General features: G+C 51.0%; 18 protein-coding genes and 1 riboswitch. Of the genes, 7 read left to right on the top strand and 11 right to left on the bottom strand.

The features are described from left to right. Positions 1-18 precede the first annotated feature (18 nt). Positions 19-1,260 carry an MFS transporter gene (locus tag ACZ439_RS21645; RefSeq protein WP_236595839.1) on the top strand — a complete coding sequence of 414 codons (1,242 nt, stop codon included), beginning with the start codon at positions 19-21 and terminating at the stop codon, positions 1,258-1,260. Between the two features lie 45 nt (positions 1,261-1,305). Here ACZ439_RS21645 and ACZ439_RS21640 read toward each other — a convergent pair whose 3' ends face one another. Both ACZ439_RS21640 and iolG read right to left on the bottom strand, forming a co-directional pair. After that, positions 1,306-2,304, bottom strand: coding sequence for a Gfo/Idh/MocA family protein (locus ACZ439_RS21640; protein ID WP_054795714.1), 999 nt, complete (start codon positions 2,302-2,304; stop codon positions 1,306-1,308). Positions 2,305-2,363: 59 nt separating this feature from the next. Next, positions 2,364-3,371, bottom strand: coding sequence for an inositol 2-dehydrogenase (iolG, locus tag ACZ439_RS21635; protein WP_464620199.1), 1,008 nt, complete (start codon positions 3,369-3,371; stop codon positions 2,364-2,366). Between the two features lie 180 nt (positions 3,372-3,551). Between iolG and ACZ439_RS21630 the strand changes: the two genes are divergently transcribed. After that, positions 3,552-4,424 carry an AraC family transcriptional regulator gene (locus ACZ439_RS21630; protein ID WP_127609330.1) on the top strand — a complete coding sequence of 291 codons (873 nt, stop codon included), beginning with the start codon at positions 3,552-3,554 and terminating at the stop codon, positions 4,422-4,424. A 17-nt stretch (positions 4,425-4,441) separates the two neighbouring features. Here the strand turns inward: ACZ439_RS21630 and ACZ439_RS21625 are convergent, their stop codons facing one another. The 4 genes from ACZ439_RS21625 to ACZ439_RS21610 form a co-directional block, all read right to left on the bottom strand. Further along, a complete protein-coding gene (locus ACZ439_RS21625) occupies positions 4,442-5,842 on the bottom strand; it encodes an MFS transporter (RefSeq protein WP_127609332.1) in 1,401 nt (466 codons plus the stop codon). A 185-nt stretch (positions 5,843-6,027) separates the two neighbouring features. Then, on the bottom strand, positions 6,028-6,576 hold the full coding sequence (locus tag ACZ439_RS21620) for a DoxX family protein (RefSeq protein ID WP_054795713.1): 549 nt from the start codon (positions 6,574-6,576) through the stop codon (positions 6,028-6,030). 358 nt (positions 6,577-6,934) lie between these two features. Further along, on the bottom strand, positions 6,935-7,084 hold the full coding sequence (locus ACZ439_RS21615; protein WP_181410081.1) for a hypothetical protein: 150 nt from the start codon (positions 7,082-7,084) through the stop codon (positions 6,935-6,937). Between the two features lie 147 nt (positions 7,085-7,231). Beyond that, positions 7,232-7,942, bottom strand: coding sequence for a Crp/Fnr family transcriptional regulator (locus tag ACZ439_RS21610; protein WP_054795655.1), 711 nt, complete (start codon positions 7,940-7,942; stop codon positions 7,232-7,234). 103 nt (positions 7,943-8,045) lie between these two features. Between ACZ439_RS21610 and ACZ439_RS21605 the strand changes: the two genes are divergently transcribed. From ACZ439_RS21605 to ACZ439_RS21590, 4 genes are all read left to right on the top strand, one after another. Next, complete coding sequence (locus tag ACZ439_RS21605) at positions 8,046-8,183, top strand: hypothetical protein (RefSeq protein WP_464620198.1); 138 nt, start codon at positions 8,046-8,048, stop codon at positions 8,181-8,183. Between the two features lie 57 nt (positions 8,184-8,240). Continuing rightward, on the top strand, positions 8,241-8,681 hold the full coding sequence (locus ACZ439_RS21600; protein ID WP_054795654.1) for a GAF domain-containing protein: 441 nt from the start codon (positions 8,241-8,243) through the stop codon (positions 8,679-8,681). Between the two features lie 90 nt (positions 8,682-8,771). Then, the gene (locus ACZ439_RS21595) at positions 8,772-9,425 is read left to right on the top strand and encodes a response regulator (RefSeq protein ID WP_127609336.1); all 654 of its coding nucleotides are present in this window, start codon (positions 8,772-8,774) and stop codon (positions 9,423-9,425) included. Between the two features lie 26 nt (positions 9,426-9,451). After that, entirely contained in the window at positions 9,452-10,522 is a 1,071-nt protein-coding gene (locus tag ACZ439_RS21590) for a PAS domain-containing sensor histidine kinase (protein ID WP_464620197.1), read from the top strand. 10 nt (positions 10,523-10,532) lie between these two features. On the opposite strand, the gene mobA is transcribed toward ACZ439_RS21590, so the two are convergent. Beyond that, positions 10,533-11,135, bottom strand: coding sequence for a molybdenum cofactor guanylyltransferase (gene mobA, locus ACZ439_RS21585; protein WP_054795652.1), 603 nt, complete (start codon positions 11,133-11,135; stop codon positions 10,533-10,535). 243 nt (positions 11,136-11,378) lie between these two features. Here mobA and ACZ439_RS21580 point away from each other — a divergent pair, with 243 nt between their 5' ends. Then, positions 11,379-11,756, top strand: a complete 378-nt coding sequence (locus tag ACZ439_RS21580; RefSeq protein ID WP_054795651.1) for a hypothetical protein — start codon at positions 11,379-11,381, stop codon at positions 11,754-11,756. A gap of 119 nt (positions 11,757-11,875) precedes the next feature. Here the strand turns inward: ACZ439_RS21580 and ACZ439_RS21575 are convergent, their stop codons facing one another. From ACZ439_RS21575 to ACZ439_RS21560, 4 genes are all read right to left on the bottom strand, one after another. Then, the gene (locus tag ACZ439_RS21575) at positions 11,876-12,535 is read right to left on the bottom strand and encodes a C40 family peptidase (RefSeq protein ID WP_464621158.1); all 660 of its coding nucleotides are present in this window, start codon (positions 12,533-12,535) and stop codon (positions 11,876-11,878) included. A gap of 42 nt (positions 12,536-12,577) precedes the next feature. Continuing rightward, on the bottom strand, positions 12,578-12,727 hold the full coding sequence (locus tag ACZ439_RS21570; RefSeq protein WP_464620196.1) for a hypothetical protein: 150 nt from the start codon (positions 12,725-12,727) through the stop codon (positions 12,578-12,580). Between the two features lies 1 nt (position 12,728). Continuing rightward, positions 12,729-12,873: riboswitch (cyclic di-AMP (ydaO/yuaA leader) on the bottom strand. Positions 12,874-13,092: 219 nt separating this feature from the next. After that, the gene (locus tag ACZ439_RS21565) at positions 13,093-14,049 is read right to left on the bottom strand and encodes a formylglycine-generating enzyme family protein (protein WP_464620195.1); all 957 of its coding nucleotides are present in this window, start codon (positions 14,047-14,049) and stop codon (positions 13,093-13,095) included. 31 nt (positions 14,050-14,080) lie between these two features. Then, positions 14,081-15,559, bottom strand: a complete 1,479-nt coding sequence (locus ACZ439_RS21560; protein ID WP_464620194.1) for a sulfatase family protein — start codon at positions 15,557-15,559, stop codon at positions 14,081-14,083. Between the last annotated feature and the right edge of the window lie 19 nt (positions 15,560-15,578).

Below are 15,578 nucleotides of genomic sequence, written 5' to 3'. Positions count from 1 at the left end.
GAAAGAGGGGCGGCTCGTGTGACAAAATTTCATTACGCGTGGATCATTCTTTTCATGTCGTTCGCAGGCGTATTGGGAGCCCAGGGAGTCCGTTTATCATTCGGTGCCTTTGTCGAGCCCTGGCAGCAGGCATTTGGCGTAGGCCGCGATTCGATCTCTCTCGTTTCCGCCGTCAGCTTTATCGTTTACGGGGTGACCGTCCCCATCTTCGGCAAACTGACGGACCGCTTCGGGGTTACGCGCGTGTTTGCATTCAGCGTGTTATTTACCGGCCTATGCACGATCGCCGTCGGCTTTACAAGCGACTTGTGGGAGCTTGCCCTCGTATACGGCGTTGCCGCGTCCATCGGATTCGGCGGCGCGTCCGGCGTCGTTGCGACCGTTGCGGTTACGCGATGGTTTGCCGCCAAGCGCGGCCTCGCTTACGGCATATTAGAGGCGGGCTTCGGTGCCGGACAGATGATCATCGCACCCGCTTCCCTGCTTCTGATCCATTCGATCGGATGGGAGCGCACCTCCGTCTATATGGGCTTGATGCTGATCGTCCTGTGTCCCGTATTGCTCGCTTTCTATCGTTCCAAACCGTCGGAGAAAGGCATGCTTCCCTTGGGGGGCGTGCAGGCTGAAGAGCCAGCGCCAAGTAGGCTTGAGCCTGCCAAGAAAGCTTCGACCCTGCACATCTTGAAGCTGCGATCCTTTTGGCTGCTGTTCATTCCCTTCTTCATTTGCGGATACACCACAACCGGGCTGATGGATACGCACCTGATCGCTTACTGCAGAGGCGCCGGATACTCCACGGCTTTAACGGGAACCGCGGTCAGCGTGCTGGCGGCTTTCAATATCGTCGGATGTCTGCTATCGGGTAAAATAGCCGACCGCTGGAACCCTGCGATGATTTTAACCGTGTTATATCTCATTCGCGCCGCCACGCTGCCGATTCTCTTCCTGACATTCGATCCAGTTTGGCTGCTGGTGTTTTCCATTCTGTTCGGACTTGTCGATTTCGCCACGGTTGCTCCAACGACACTTTTGACCGCGGACCTGTTTCAAACGAACTCGCTTGGGCTCGTCCTCGGTCTTCTCACCTTGGGCCATCAGTTCGGTTCGGCCCTCGGAGCTTATTTCCCGGGCTGGCTGTATACGCAAACCGGCAATTACACGCTGCCTTTTCTTACGGCGGCGATTCTGCTCGTCTTCGCTTCCCTGTTAAACCTGATGTTTCCGCAAGCCGTGACGAAAAAAAGCGACCTTCCCTGCTGAAGGTCGCTTTCTTGTTAACGTATATTCGCCCGTACGGCGCGATGTTTATCTTATGCTTACCGGAGCGTGGTTATGGCTGGCTATAGAGGCGAGACAAGCATCGATCACTTTCATGTTACGGATGCTGCCTTCCGTGCCGTATCTTGGTTTGGTCCGGTCCAGAAGGCAGCTGGAAAGATGCTCCACGCCGAGCTTATAGTAGTTGCCGTAATGTCTTTCCTCCTGCATGTTCCCTTGCTGATCCGTCAGTTGGATAAGGCCTTCGCCGTCCGCTTGCGGGATGAAAGCTTTCGGAACGCGAATCGTCCCCCGGGTCCCTACAATTTCATACTCATGGCGCGTGGACATATTCATTCCGCAGTCAAAATAGGATTTCGTGCCGTTCGCAAAGTCAAGTATGGCAATAGCTGACAAATCAACCTGGTGGGACGCTGAAATACGGCCCCAGCTGGAGACACTCTCAGGCTCGCCCATGATTTCCCTAATCGCGTGGATACAATAGCAGCCGATATCGTATATACTTCCGCCGCCATTCTGAGGATGGAGACGGAAGTTGCCTTCGAGCTTTTTCAGCATAAAGGTAAAGGAGGAACGCATCAAGACGACCTCGCCGATGGCGCCGGATCGAACCATCTCTTTGACCCTCTGGTGCTGCGGGTGGAATTGATACATCAAGGCTTCCATAAAAAGAACATGATGCCGCTCGCATACGTCGATCATTTCGCTTGTTTCCCGGGCGGTCAATGCCGCCGGTTTCTCGCACAATACATGTTTGCCGCGAATCGCGGCAGCTTTCACCCATTTCGAATGCAGTCCGTTCGGCAGAGGAATATAAACCATGTCGATGTCCGGGTCATCCAACAGCTCCTCGTAAGTTCCATAAGCTTTAGGAATCCGGTACTTTGCGGCAAACTCCCGCTCCTTCCCGCTCCCGCTCGCAATGGCTGCAAGGGTGGCGTTGGAAGCCGATTGGATCGCAGGTATGACTTGAGTCTCGGCAATTTCCGCCGTACCCAAAATTCCCCAATTTATTTTATCGCTCATCATATTCCCCTCTCCTTTGCTGTCATCTTCATGCCTTGATCCCCTTTCGGATGCACAACCTAGCCGGGGAGACGGACGGTTTGTCCCGTCTCAAACGATTTTTGGGCGGACAGCGCGATTTCAAGCGCTATTTTCCCGTCGATTTCATTGACGGAGGGCGCTTCGCTTTTTCTTAGACAATCGACGAAATGATTCATTTCATTCAAATAAGCATCTTTAAACCGCTCCGGAAAAGCGGGCACAATATCATGGGTGCTTCCTCTCTTGGTCAGTATTTGAACGTCATGATAGCGTAAGGACCCGATGAGCAGGCTGCCTTCGCTGCCTATGACTTCTCCCCGAATATCGTACCCGTAGAAAGCATTCCGGCTGGCTTCTATATCCGCAGCGGCGCCGGAGTCGAACGTTACATAGGTAAGCGCCTGGTCGACGTCACCGAAATGTTCCATAAAGGAGTGGACCAGAATGTTCCCATGCGCCGAGACGGAAGTGACTTCCGCATTCAACAAAAATCGGGCGATGTCAAAATCGTGGATCGACATATCGAGGAAAATGCCCCCGCTGTTTTGGATAAATGCCGCAGGCGGAGAGCCCGGGTCGCGGGATACCCCTTTAAAATAAAGGGGCGTTCCGATGTCTCCGGCCTGTATTCTTCGCCGGGCTTCCCTATAAGCGCTGTCAAATCTCCTCATAAAACCGACCTGACAAACGACGTTGTTCTCTTCGATGACCCGAATCGCCCGGTCGGCTTCCTCTAAGTCATGGGTAAGCGGTTTTTCAATAAAAATATGTTTCCCGTGCTTCGCCGCTTGTTCGATCATATCCGCGTGCGTGCTTGTCGGCGTTGCTATAATAACCGCATCAATCGCAGGGTCTTCAAAAACTTCTTGATGATGTTTCGCCGATTTCTCTATACCCAATTCACGGGCAACGGTTTCCGCCCGATTCTCGAATGGATCCAGAACGCTTACCAGCTTTGCTCCTTTCACTTTTGTGGCCAAATTTTCAGCGTGCCAATAACCAAGACGTCCCAGTCCAAGGACCGCGCAGCGTATTTGCTCCTTCATTGTCTACACTCCTCGATGTTTAATGGTGCTATATATACAAGAATAGCTGCCCAAGCCCCAAGTAAACATTCGATTTTGTGATTAAAAATTATACTTTTGTTGTTATTTTTTATGTTAAACTACATAAGTATGCGCAATTATTTCACAGAAAGCGGCTGATCCTTCGTGGAGCAATTGTTTATGATCTCGAACCTGATTGGCTCGATACGGCTGGTGGACCTTCAATACACAATAGGACATAAAGGATATGCCTACGGCTCTCACCGCCATACGATTTTCGAGTTTATGTATGTCATTTCAGGTCAATTCGAACAAATCGTCAACGGACAGCCCTACGTATTAGGCACGGGGGACTGTCTCATCATCAAGCCCGGCATGTTCCATCATACCCCTCCTATTCATGAGGATGCCGAGTGGTTTGTTTTCCATTTTGAAGTGGAAGATAAACGAATACATGAAATTCTTCAACTGATCCAACACCCTGTCATTAAGAAGGACAAAGAAAAAAGTATCCACAACTTTGTGAATACCTTTATTGATGAATATGGGTACTTTCTCCATAATCTAAGTGCGCCGGAAACCGAAAAAACGTCTGAATCGAAGTATGCGGCCGTCATTATGCTGAAGGTTCAATCCTCGATTCTGAATCTGATCAGTCTGTTATCCGACTATTTCTATCATCAATCGGAATCCGCCGCTCCGCCATCGATTCAACCCTCACTGCTTAATTTGGCCCACGAGGCCGCTTACTGGATTGAAAAAAGAGCCATCGACCCCATAAGAATCGGTGAGCTGGCGAGTCAATTAAATGTAGACCGTTCCCATTTAACGAATTGTTTCAAAAAGGTTTATGGCATTTCGCCTCGGGGTTATTTGACAAAAGTGAGAATTCGAATGGCGAAAGGCTTGCTGACGGATACCGATTGGAGCATCGAAAAAATCTCTCAGGAGCTCCAATTTTCCTCCCCTGCTCATTTCATTAAATTTTTTCTTAAAGATGTCGGTCTGACGCCGTTAAAGTTTCGCAATCATACGAAGACAAGGACGGTTTAAGATAAGGGTTCATTTCCTTATTCGGCGTAGGGCGTCTGGGGACGATGGCTCGGCATTTTCAAGGATAAAACCAGGATAGCCACGCTGATGACGGCACAAACGGCAGCCATCGTGTGCAGTCGCTGTGTCGAGAACTCGCTGCTGAAGATCGCTCCCAGCAAGCTGGAAGAAAGAATCGTCCCCATGAATCTGGAGGTCATGAACAAGCCTGAAGCGATTCCCGTCTCCTTCGTAGACACGTAGGAATAGAGCGCCGTCTGCAAACCGAGATTCTGAAAGCCGTTGCTGATTCCGAATACGGATAAGAAGGCAAAAATCACATAGGGCAAGGTGTTGTCGTGCAAGAGCAGCAAGAGCAGCGAGCCGGCCATAACGAATAGCGAACCTGCGATTAGCGGACTTTTGGAACCGGATTTGTCGATCCATCTGCCCACCCATGGCGTTACAAACACGCTGAATCCGGATACGGCCAGCATAATCAAACCGACCCGCTGCGCATCGAAGTGCCGAACTTGCTGCAAATAAGAGGGAATGCTGAACATCACCGAATAGAACACGATATTCACACAAATAAACTGGATATAAACCATGCATACGTTTAGATTGTTTTTCAGAAAAAACACATCAATAAACGGCTGCTTCCGCCGCTTTTCAAACTGATAAAATAAAAAGCTCATCACCAGGCTGACGATAAGCAGCCAGACGTTAAAGCCCTGTTCGAAGGATAGAAAGAAAAACAGCCAGCTCACAATCAGCGCGGTGAAAAAGACGATTCCCCAAAGATCCAGACCTCCGGAAGCAATCGGTTTGCGAGGGCCGTCCTTCGGCAAAATCTTGATGGACATGAAGAATGATATGAGAATGACGGGGAAATTCACAAAGAAAATGGCCGGCCAATCTCCGTATTGGATCAAGAACCCTCCGATCGAAGGTCCAAAGGCAGCTGACGTTGAAGAGAAGATCGACATGACGCTCAGCGCTCTCGCCTGATTATCCGTAATACTGCTGCGGATCATGCCCATCCCCGCAGGAAACAGCGAAGACGTGCCGATTGCCTGGATGACGCGAAAGGCCATCAGCCAGCCGATGCTTGGAGAAAATGGAGCCAGCATCGACGAGATCGTCACCAGCAGCAGACCCAGCAGAAATATGCGCTTGCGCCCGAGCATATCGCTCAGCTTTCCCATAACAGGCTGTGCGACGGCGCTCGCTACGTAATAAGTGGCGATGAGCCAGGATATGGCGCTATACGGCACTTGGAATTCTTGCTGCAGCCTGGAGAAGGCAACCGAGATCATTGTCGTATTCAATGGATTTAAGAGCACTCCGAAGCCTATGGCTGTAATTAATAACATCTGACTTTGGGGAGAAATCTGCCCCTGCTTATGACGCATCTCGGTCTCAGAGGGTTTAGACATTCGCGATCGCTCTTTTCTCTCTATTAGTATGGAATCTTTCAGGCACGACGAACTGACGTTAAACTGAGTGTAACATGCCCGGCTGCTCCTTGCCAGTACGTTACACTCGAATTGCCGTTCGGCGAGCTGTTCGCAGAAACAGGGGAGCAGGTCGTCAAGTCGACCTGCTCCCCTGTTTCTGCTTATCAAACTCGTGCCGGTTTGATTACGCCTCCGGTTCCGTTCGGGTTATTCTTCTTTCCAGCTTTATTACGGGTGACAAGTTTACGGAGCAGCGGGAGCAAGTAATAATCCAGACCTAATTTACCGGCGTTGGCCCCCGCCATGAACAAGATCCCGCCGATTAGAACGAACCACGGGTTCGTGCTTACCGTGCCCGCGAACATGAACATGAAGTTCATCAGAAGTCCGAAGAAAGCGGCCGCGGTAGTTAAAGCCCCGAGGATTAAACCAAGACCGACTAAAAATTCGCCAAGCGGTATGAGGAAGTTAATCATCTTTACGTTCGGAACGGCAAAGGTGTTGATGAAAGCGGTGAAGGTCGGGTACACCAGCTCATTCGTCGCTTTATCGATTACCGGTTTGGCGACCGCGTTATTCAAGAAACCGCCTGCATTGAATCCCCCCGTTAATTTTTGCCATCCATGTGTGAGCCACTCGTAACCGAGATACAACCGGATGAATAAAAGGACCACAGCTGCGTATTTATTTTCTCTAAGCCATTGAACGAACATGACGATCATCTCCTCGTTGTGAAATTTTTCACGTGATTTGGCGCAATAAACGAACCTTGATTATTTCGACTCTCGCCGGGATCGGAAATGTTTCATCTCTCATTTTCCTTTCGTTGTGGTGTGGTTTTTGCTTCCCGTCTACACCTTTATTGTACTACAGGGGTGCTGGCGCAGCTGTGATCTAAATCACCGGATGAGCCGAAACCGGCCAATGACTTTCCTGCTTCTGAAGGCAGCCCGATTCCGGCCGGTATGACGGTATGACGCGGCACCCGGTTCAGAAACTTCCTTATCGCGAATGCCGGTGCCGACCGGACCGGCATTCGATCATCTATATGAGCCTTGCAAAGTCTCAGGCTTATAACGGCTCCCCGGCAGCCCGATCCTCGCCTGCAGGCCTGTTATCGCCTTCACGAACCGGCGGCTCTACCTTGCAATCCTCGCAAATCCAGCTTTCCCCTACCGGACCCTTGCCTGTTTTTTTGGCGCACTTTTCACAAGTAATCATCTGCAGCACTCTCCTTTATCAAGGTTTATACGTACTTATACCGTACTTCTTCCCGGGCGAAGCCGCTGTGATCTTCCTCACAATGTGAAGTCAACGAGGCTGTAAGGTTGGTTGCGGCATCATAGGGGCGGTTCTCGCCCCCCTTTCTTACATGCGGCAAATTTCTTTCGGGCAGCTCTCGCATTGACAAACATCGCGAAGATACGTTAAGTCCTTGATTAGAATATGCCCGTCTTTATATTCAACGACGTCTTCTTTTCTCAAATCGCTTAACATCCGGTTCACGCTTTCCCTCGTCGCCCCAATCATATCGGCCATTTCCGAATTGTTGATCTTCAGGTCGACAAATATATGATCTTCTTTCAGGACGCCGTAGGAGTTGCTGAGCCGAATGAGCAGTGAACATAGCGCGCCGGTTTTGCCGAACATCATCAAATCCCGAAACTTGGTCTGGGTCAAGCGGTGCATCAAGCCCATCCACTTCATGAACTCCACAGCCAGGTCCCCGTGCTGCCACAGCAGCACCTCCAGGTCTTTGCGCTGAATGATGCCGATCTTGCCGGGCTCGGTGACTTCCGCGCTGAAGGTATGCACCGAGTCTTGAAATGGATCCAATTGCCCGAATAAATCGCCTTCTTGATGCAGGTACATCGTCAGACTTCTTCCGCTATCGGTTGTCTTCGTCGTCCGGACCCGGCCGCTGATAATAAAGTACAGCTTCTCCGCCGAATCCCCTTCCCAGAACAGATAAGATCCTTTCTCCACCTGCTTTATATACATAATGCTTTGCAGCTTATCGAAACTATCCTTGGAAATAACGTCCAAAATGCCGCCGGTTGGATTGACTTGAGCCATCATGTCGCCGTCCTCCTTCGAACTGTTTGCGCTATAGGTATCATATAACGGCCAGCAACTTATTCACATCGGGGGTTCTCCTGATTTATGAGGGGAGAATCTCCCGATGCCGGTGTCAGAAGAGGCGCAGAAAACCCCGATTTCATTCCTTTTACCTTCGTATTCGGCGCTTGGGCATCAGGAGATCCCCGAAACACATTTAGGGGTTTTCCCTGAATTACAAAGAGAGGCGGAAAGACTATAATGGGAGGTAATGAAAACGGTTCAACCGTAAAAGCTACAGTGGGGGAGGAGGCCTGACATGCCGGCATTCATACAGATCATTACCGGGGAGCTGGAAGCCTTGTGCCGCGCAACCTCCAGCGACTTCTCCGCCTTATCTTTCGCGCCGAAGCATGAACCTCGTATTCGCTGGAAGTATGCTTTCGGCAATCGCAGCGAACGCTATAAGCAGATGGTTGTAAAACCCGGATTGGGTCCGGGCGGTTTGACCCTGAGAACAGGCAAAACGACCCGTTGGACGGATTTTCCGGCTGCCCGGCCCGGCTTGCCGATGGAATGTCCCCTCGTTGCCTCCGAGCTGCTTCATGCCGCCGCGGCGGTTCCGATCACCATGCGCGAGACGGTATACGGCGTGCTCCTGATCGCAAGACGCTCGGCCGAAGCTTACGCGGACAGCGACATCGACACGCTTTATCAACATGTTCAAACGCTGCAATCGCTCCTCGAGCCTACTTTATGAATCCAAGCAGAATGCTTATTGCTGGGGTTCTTTTATTTTTGTTAAGATAGATGAAGATTCGGTTGGTGACGATAGGGAGAGGAATCCATCATGGTTAAAATCTTAGTAGTGGACGATCATGCGGTGGTCCGTTCAGGGCTGAAAATGCTGTTGGAAGGCAAAGCGGAGTTCCAAGTGATCGGCGAAGCCGCTGACGGAGACGAAGCGATCCAAGCCGTGAACGCCTTGCGGCCGGATGTCGTGCTCATGGATTTGAATATGCCTCAGGGCAAAGACGGGCTCACGGCAACCGCCGAGCTGAAGAAGCTTCACCCGGATGTGGCCGTACTCATCTTAACCATGCATGATGACGATGAGTATTTGTTCCGCGGCATCCATGCCGGAGCGTCAGGCTATATCCTGAAGAGCGCGCCGCATGAGGAGCTGCTGACGGCGATTCGCTCGGTTTCCGCCGGGAACGCTTACCTGTATCCAACCGCAACCAAGCGTCTGATGGGAGAATATTTGGAGAAGTTGAAACACGGGGACAGCACCAATACGTACGAGACGCTCTCAGACCGTGAGAAAGAAGTATTAGGGTTAATCGCCAAAGGCTACAGCAATAAAGAAATCGCAGAGCAGCTCGTCATCAGTGTGAAAACGGTGGAAACGCATAAGAGCAACGTGATGGAGAAGCTGGGCCTCAGAACAAGACCCGAGCTTGTGAAATATGCCGTCAAAAAAGGTCTTCTCAGCTTCGAATAATCGACGTAGGTAGGTGATTCCTTGCCATGCTAGGACAAGACGTAGACCGACTCTTGCAGCATCTGGACGAGCACATTCTCGACCCCGGCTTCCGCGATACGTTGAAGCATTCGTTAAAGCAGCTGGTTGATATCAAATTTGCATTGGACGAATCCTCCATCGTAGCGGTTACCGACCGCCGCGGAGTCATCCGATACATTAACGATAAGTTTTGTGAGATTTCCAAATACGAGCGGGAAGAGCTTATCGGCCAGGACCACCGGATCATCAATTCCGGATTTCACGACAAAAGCTTCATGGCCGATCTGTGGAAGACCATTACCTCGGGAAACGTCTGGCGCGGCGAGATCAAAAATAGAGCGAAGGACGGCACCTATTACTGGGTCCATACGACGATCGTCCCCTTTTTGAATGAACAAGGCATTCCGTATCAGTATTTGGCCATCCGCAATGAAGTCACCCAGTTGAAAAAAATCGAGGAAGAGCTGCAGCACATGATGACGCACATGATGAAGGTGCAGGAGGAAGAACGAAGACGGTTCTCGCGGGAGCTTCACGACGGCATCGGGCAAAGCATCTTTTCGCTGCTGATCCAGCTGGATCGCCTCATCAGCGAAACCCGGATGACCGAGCTGGAGCAGCTTCGCAATCATGTAGCCGCGGTCATTGAAGATGTGCGCGGACTGGCCTGGGAGCTTCGCCCTTCGGTGCTGGATGACCTCGGCGTCGTACCGGCGCTCCGGACCTATATCGACAATTACTCCAACCATTACGGAATTCGCGTCCATTTCCGCAGCAACCTGCGCCAACGTCTCGATGCCAATAAAGAAACGACCATCTACCGGATCGTTCAGGAGGCCCTGACGAACACCGCGAAATATGCGGATGTAGCTGAAGCCCGCGTCGAGCTGCTCGAACACGATACCTATGTCGAAGCGCATGTGGAGGACGATGGGAAGGGCTTTGTCCGCGATACCTTGTCCCAAGGCGTCGGGCTGTTCAGTATGGAAGAAAGGGCCCGCAGCGTCAGCGGCACATTCACGGTCCGTTCCAGGCCCGGGCATGGAACGAAGGTTTCATTCATCGTACCGAAATGAAAGGCCGACTTCACAGCGGCCTTCCTCCAAGCCATAACTTCTCATCGTCTTCCTTCGTCTTGATCGAGGCGACGAACCGGCTGTCGATGGCTTTCTCTTCAAAAGCGGACTCCTGCAGCTCACACCAGTATAACTGCTTTAAGAGCGTGGAGAGCGTCGCTTCGTCTTGCTCCAGCAAGGCGCCGATCTTCACCGCGCAGCTGCGGTCGTACACCCCGTGCAGCGGATGCGCGCTGCCGCCTATGGCAGGGATGGCCGCTTCAAACCCTTCCTGCTCACGGGCGAGCAGCAATTCCGCCGCCTTCGAAGAGATATAAGGCATGTCGCAGCTGACAACCCATACATGCGGTTGCTGCGCTAAGGTTAAGCCCGCGTGCATCCCGCTTAGGGGACCCTTGCCGGGGAAATAGTCCGTAATGATTCGAACCCCCCGGTCTACCTTTCGCAGGAAGGGGGGCGGATCGTTCGTAGCGATGATGATCTCCTCACAGCATTTTTCCATCTCACGAATTTGACGCTCCACGATCGTCATGTTGTCCAGCATGAAGAACGCCTTGTTTTCTCCGTTCGCCCCCCGGTTTCGCCCCCCTGCCAATATCAGTCCGGACATCATAACCATTCACTCCTTCTCTGCATTGGGCTTGTTTTATATGCTTATTACATCATTTCCGCTGTCCAAAGGCAGTGATTTGCATCACTTCCGAAAGACGGTACACACCATGCGGTTCTCCGATAAGGTTTCCATGTTTTTGACAGCAGGCTTCGACAGCTTCCTTAGAAAAACTTGTGTACTATTAAACTAGCAGATGAAACTAGCAGCAATACCGTCATTTTCTATGTAAAGGAGGCCGTTACGTTGGCAAATGAGGTATTCCAGGAAGAAGAGTTGAAGTATCTGTTGCCGTTCGGACCCAGAGAAAACCATGAGACGCCCGCTCCTTCGAAGAAACCGAAACTAACCATTCGATATCTCCATAATCTGATTACGGAGCTGCAGCAGCAAAACTTGCTGCTTGCTCAGCAGGTTCATGACTTGGAGCGGCAGTTGTTTGAATGTCGTCAGACGCATATCGAGTTAGCCGCAGCCGCCGAACAACAAGCTCTGAAGGAATCGGAGACGAAGGATGAACCCGATTCGTTCCATGATGACCAGGAGGCTTTCCGAATTTCCCGTTCCAAACGTCATCAGGCTGCCAAGAAGGTATCCTTTTGGTCCGTTTTATTCCGTTTTTAGCGTGCAAACGGCTTGCAGCTTGGAATAGCTTCCGGCTTATGAACCCCATCAATATGAAAAACCTGGCCGACGGCCAGGTTCTTTTCTGTGCAAGCCCCTACGATTGAGCTTAAGGATTATTATGACGTGACTCGTTTAGCTCCTACATACTTTTTACTCCAGTAACCGGTTGTCAAACTTGCCACCGAGACGCCGCCGGAATTGGTCGCTGAAATAAATTGTTGATTGCCTAAATAAATCCCTACGTGGGAGGTTCTGTTTTTCTCCGCAAAAAAAACAAGATCTCCCTCCTGAGGGATGCTCACCGCCTTGCCTGCAGTCTTATACATTTCCAGGGATGTTCTGGGCAAATCGATGCCGTTGAGCCCGTATATATAGTCCACAAATCCGGAGCAATCAAAGCCATTCGGTGTACGGCCGCCCCATACATAAGGAACTCCCAGGTACTTATAGGCAATTTGCGTGACAGACGGTTTTGGCTTCGGCGCATACCAAGCCGGGGCATGATATAATCCGTCTTCGTTAATAATAGCAATCCGGTTATCCGCATCCCACTGGACTCTATAGCCGAACGTCTCGGATACGAAGCGTAGAGGGAGATATACGCTGCCTTGTATAAATTGCGCAGGAGCATCCATGCTGACAACCTTTTTATTAACCAGAGCTTTTCGATCCCCGGTTTGCAAGGCGATCGTTTTGTTGTTGTTGGTTAACGTAACTTTCACCTGCGCTTGTTCCATGCTCCACTCGACCTTGTAACCAAGCTTCTCAACGAGCACACGTAAAGGGATTTGCAAAGTGTTGGTGTTATCGATATAAGGCTATGCTTCGGGGAAGGAAACCAGGCTGTCGTTAATCTGCACTTTAACATCATTGGCGGCAGCTTGTGCTGTTCCCGCATGAAACATGGCAAGCAGTCCGATCGAGGAAAAAGCGCACGACCAAATAAGCTTCTTGCAAAAACGATTCAAATCAAATTCCTCCTGCGGCCTTCGAGGTTAGTTGACGGATTCGGAAGAGGCTGCTCCCTAGTTCGATAGTTAACGAACATTCACCCCATTGTAAAGAATCCCCCGTACCAGATCTTCTGCTGAACTGGATTCGGCCCATTATTTTTATTAGAGTAGCATAGTGGTTTCATGGACTTCAAACTTATAACTGCCATGAATTACATTGATTTCCTTTCTTTTCGTTTTATTTTGGGTTTTGACACATCTGTGCTAAATTTTGTAAAAAAAAGCCCGCGACCGCTCATTAGAGCCGTCTCGGGCTTTCGACATATCAGACAAGGCTTGCGACGGATGGTCACGAGTTCTACAGGAGCTCTTATTCCCTATCAGGCGTCGGCCGCACAGCGAAAACCGATATTCCCCGTGGAGCTATCCGGTGTATTTTTACTGCGGGCAGCGACTCTGTACCGGTTGCAATACGATTTGTGGCACAAATAGGAGCCTCCGCGCAGCACCTTCTCCTGACCTGTCGGCGGACCTTGCGGGTTTATTAGCGGGGCGGCCGGATGATTCGCGCTAAACCAGTCCGAGCACCATTCCCATACGTTGCCGGAAACATTATACAGCCCGTAATCGTTCGGTTTATAAGCATGGACAGGCGCGGTTCCGGCATAACCGTCGCTGCAGTTATTTTTCTCCGGAAACTTGCCCTGCCAAATATTGCAGCGATGCTCCCCATCCGGTTTGAGGACATCCCCCCACGGATAACGCTTTTGCACAAGACCGCCTCTTGCCGCATACTCCCATTCCGCTTCGCTCGGCAGCCGTTTACCGGCCCATTGGCAATAAGCATACGCATCATGCCAGGAAACATGAATCACCGGATGGTCCATGCGGTCATCAATGTGAGAATCCGGACCTTCCGGATGCTTCCAGCATGCACCGTTCACGGCCCACCACCAGGGCGTCTGCCGAACCGTTTGTGTCACTCCTTGCGCAGTTTCGGCGGAAACGAACAAGTGGAACACAAAGGACCAGCCAAAGATCTCCGCTTCCGTGCGATAACCGGTAGCATCGACAAATGCCTTGAATTCCGCATTGCTCACTGTATAAGGATCGATATAAAAGGGATCCAGCCGAACCGAACGAACGGGGCCTTCGCCATCTTGGGCAAACCCTTCCTGATCTGCGGTTCCCATTAAAAACTCACCGCCGGGCAAATAAATCATGCCTTCTTTAGGATCTTTGGACGAGGGTATGACGTTCAGGGGCAAGGAATGAGCATCCGGTAAGCTCGAATCCTCTCTGCTGGCCGAGCAGCAGCCCGGTTTTTTTGCATTCATTTCAATCATCCTCCACGATTAAACAGAGCCCCTACAGCTTCGGATAGCCGTGACCGAATTCCGCAGGATGTCTCCGTTTCAGCTCTGAAATAGCATGACCGCGTCCTGTCTGCTCCAACCACTGCGTATACTTCGGCAAGAAACCTTTGGCATGATAAGGTCCTCCCTCTTTCATAACCGTCCACAGCGGATCTACGTCGAAAGGCATTGTCTCCATCATGTGGTCATGCCATTCATTTAAATAATATACCGCATCTCGGCAAACTTGGCGATGCTCCGCAGCCAGATTCGTTTGCTCATGAGGATCGTTGTCGATATCGAACAGCATCTCTTTATTGAATAAATGGTACCCGTCATGATACGTTCGGATATAGAGCCATTGCCCGAAACGAACGCTTCTTTGACAAACGTGAGCACATTGTGAAACGACAAGGTAGTCGCGGCCCGCCTCCTGGCCATTCAGCACGGCGGGTGCATAGCTTTGGCCGTCCCAGCTTGGCAGCGGCTTACGTCCGAGCAGCTCGGCAAGCGTTGGATTCAGATCCAGATGATAATGCAAACCATGATCAACATGGGGCTGTGTTACACCCGGCCAGCGAATAATCATCGGAATTCTGCAAGTACCCTGATCCGCGGTTCCGTGCTCCCCGTAAATTCCAAGTTCGCCCATGTTCTCGCCATGATCCGCCGTTATGATGACGACCAAATCATCCATCACCCCTTGAGCCTCCAAAGCAGCGAAGATGGAACCGATATGCTCGTCCATATAACGGACGCCGCAGTCGTATCCGTCGATCATTCTCCGTAATCCTGCCATATCCTTGATTTCTCCGGGATGACGGGGAAATTGTTCGCTGGTCTGATTATCGTACATATTAATTTCGCTTGCGCTATGCGGTCCGACCTTGAGCTTATGGGCTTCCAGCACATCCTCCGTAATCCACGCAGGCAGAGGATCGTCAGCAAACGGATTGCCGAAATCTTCCGGTGCCCGGTACGGCGTATGGGGGTCCCAATAATTCACATAAAGAAACCAGTCGTCCTTCCGGGCATTGTGCTCAATCCAATTCAGTACGGCAGGCGTCACTTCCTCGGCCGATTCCATCCCGCATTTCCCGGTATTATGAATTTCATTAAAGCCTGCATAAAACGTCCAGGACGAATGCCGTTCCGCGAAAGGGCTTATTAATACTGTCTTTAATCCGGCAAAACGTATGAAAGCAGGCAGACTCTCCTTGGCTAATGTATCTTGAAATTGTCGCCGCTCTCCTTCATGACGCACATCGCCGGCGGTCCCGCCATGACCGACAACCCCGTTGTGGATGCCGAACTTTCCCGTCATTAGCGCTGTCCTCGATGGAAAGCAGGGGGCATCGGACGTGTAATAGTTTGTAAAGCGAACTCCTTGCTCCGCAATTTTGTCAATATGAGGCGACGTATTACGGTGATAGCCGTAGCAGCCCAAATGATCGGGGCGTAATGAATCCAAATCCAGCAATAAAAATCTCATGGTTTATCATCCTTTGCGC

The organism is Paenibacillus sp. JCM 9796, from assembly GCF_055379675.1.
The sequence above is the reverse complement of the archived record's forward strand: the minus strand, read 5'-3'. Positions and strand labels throughout refer to the sequence as shown.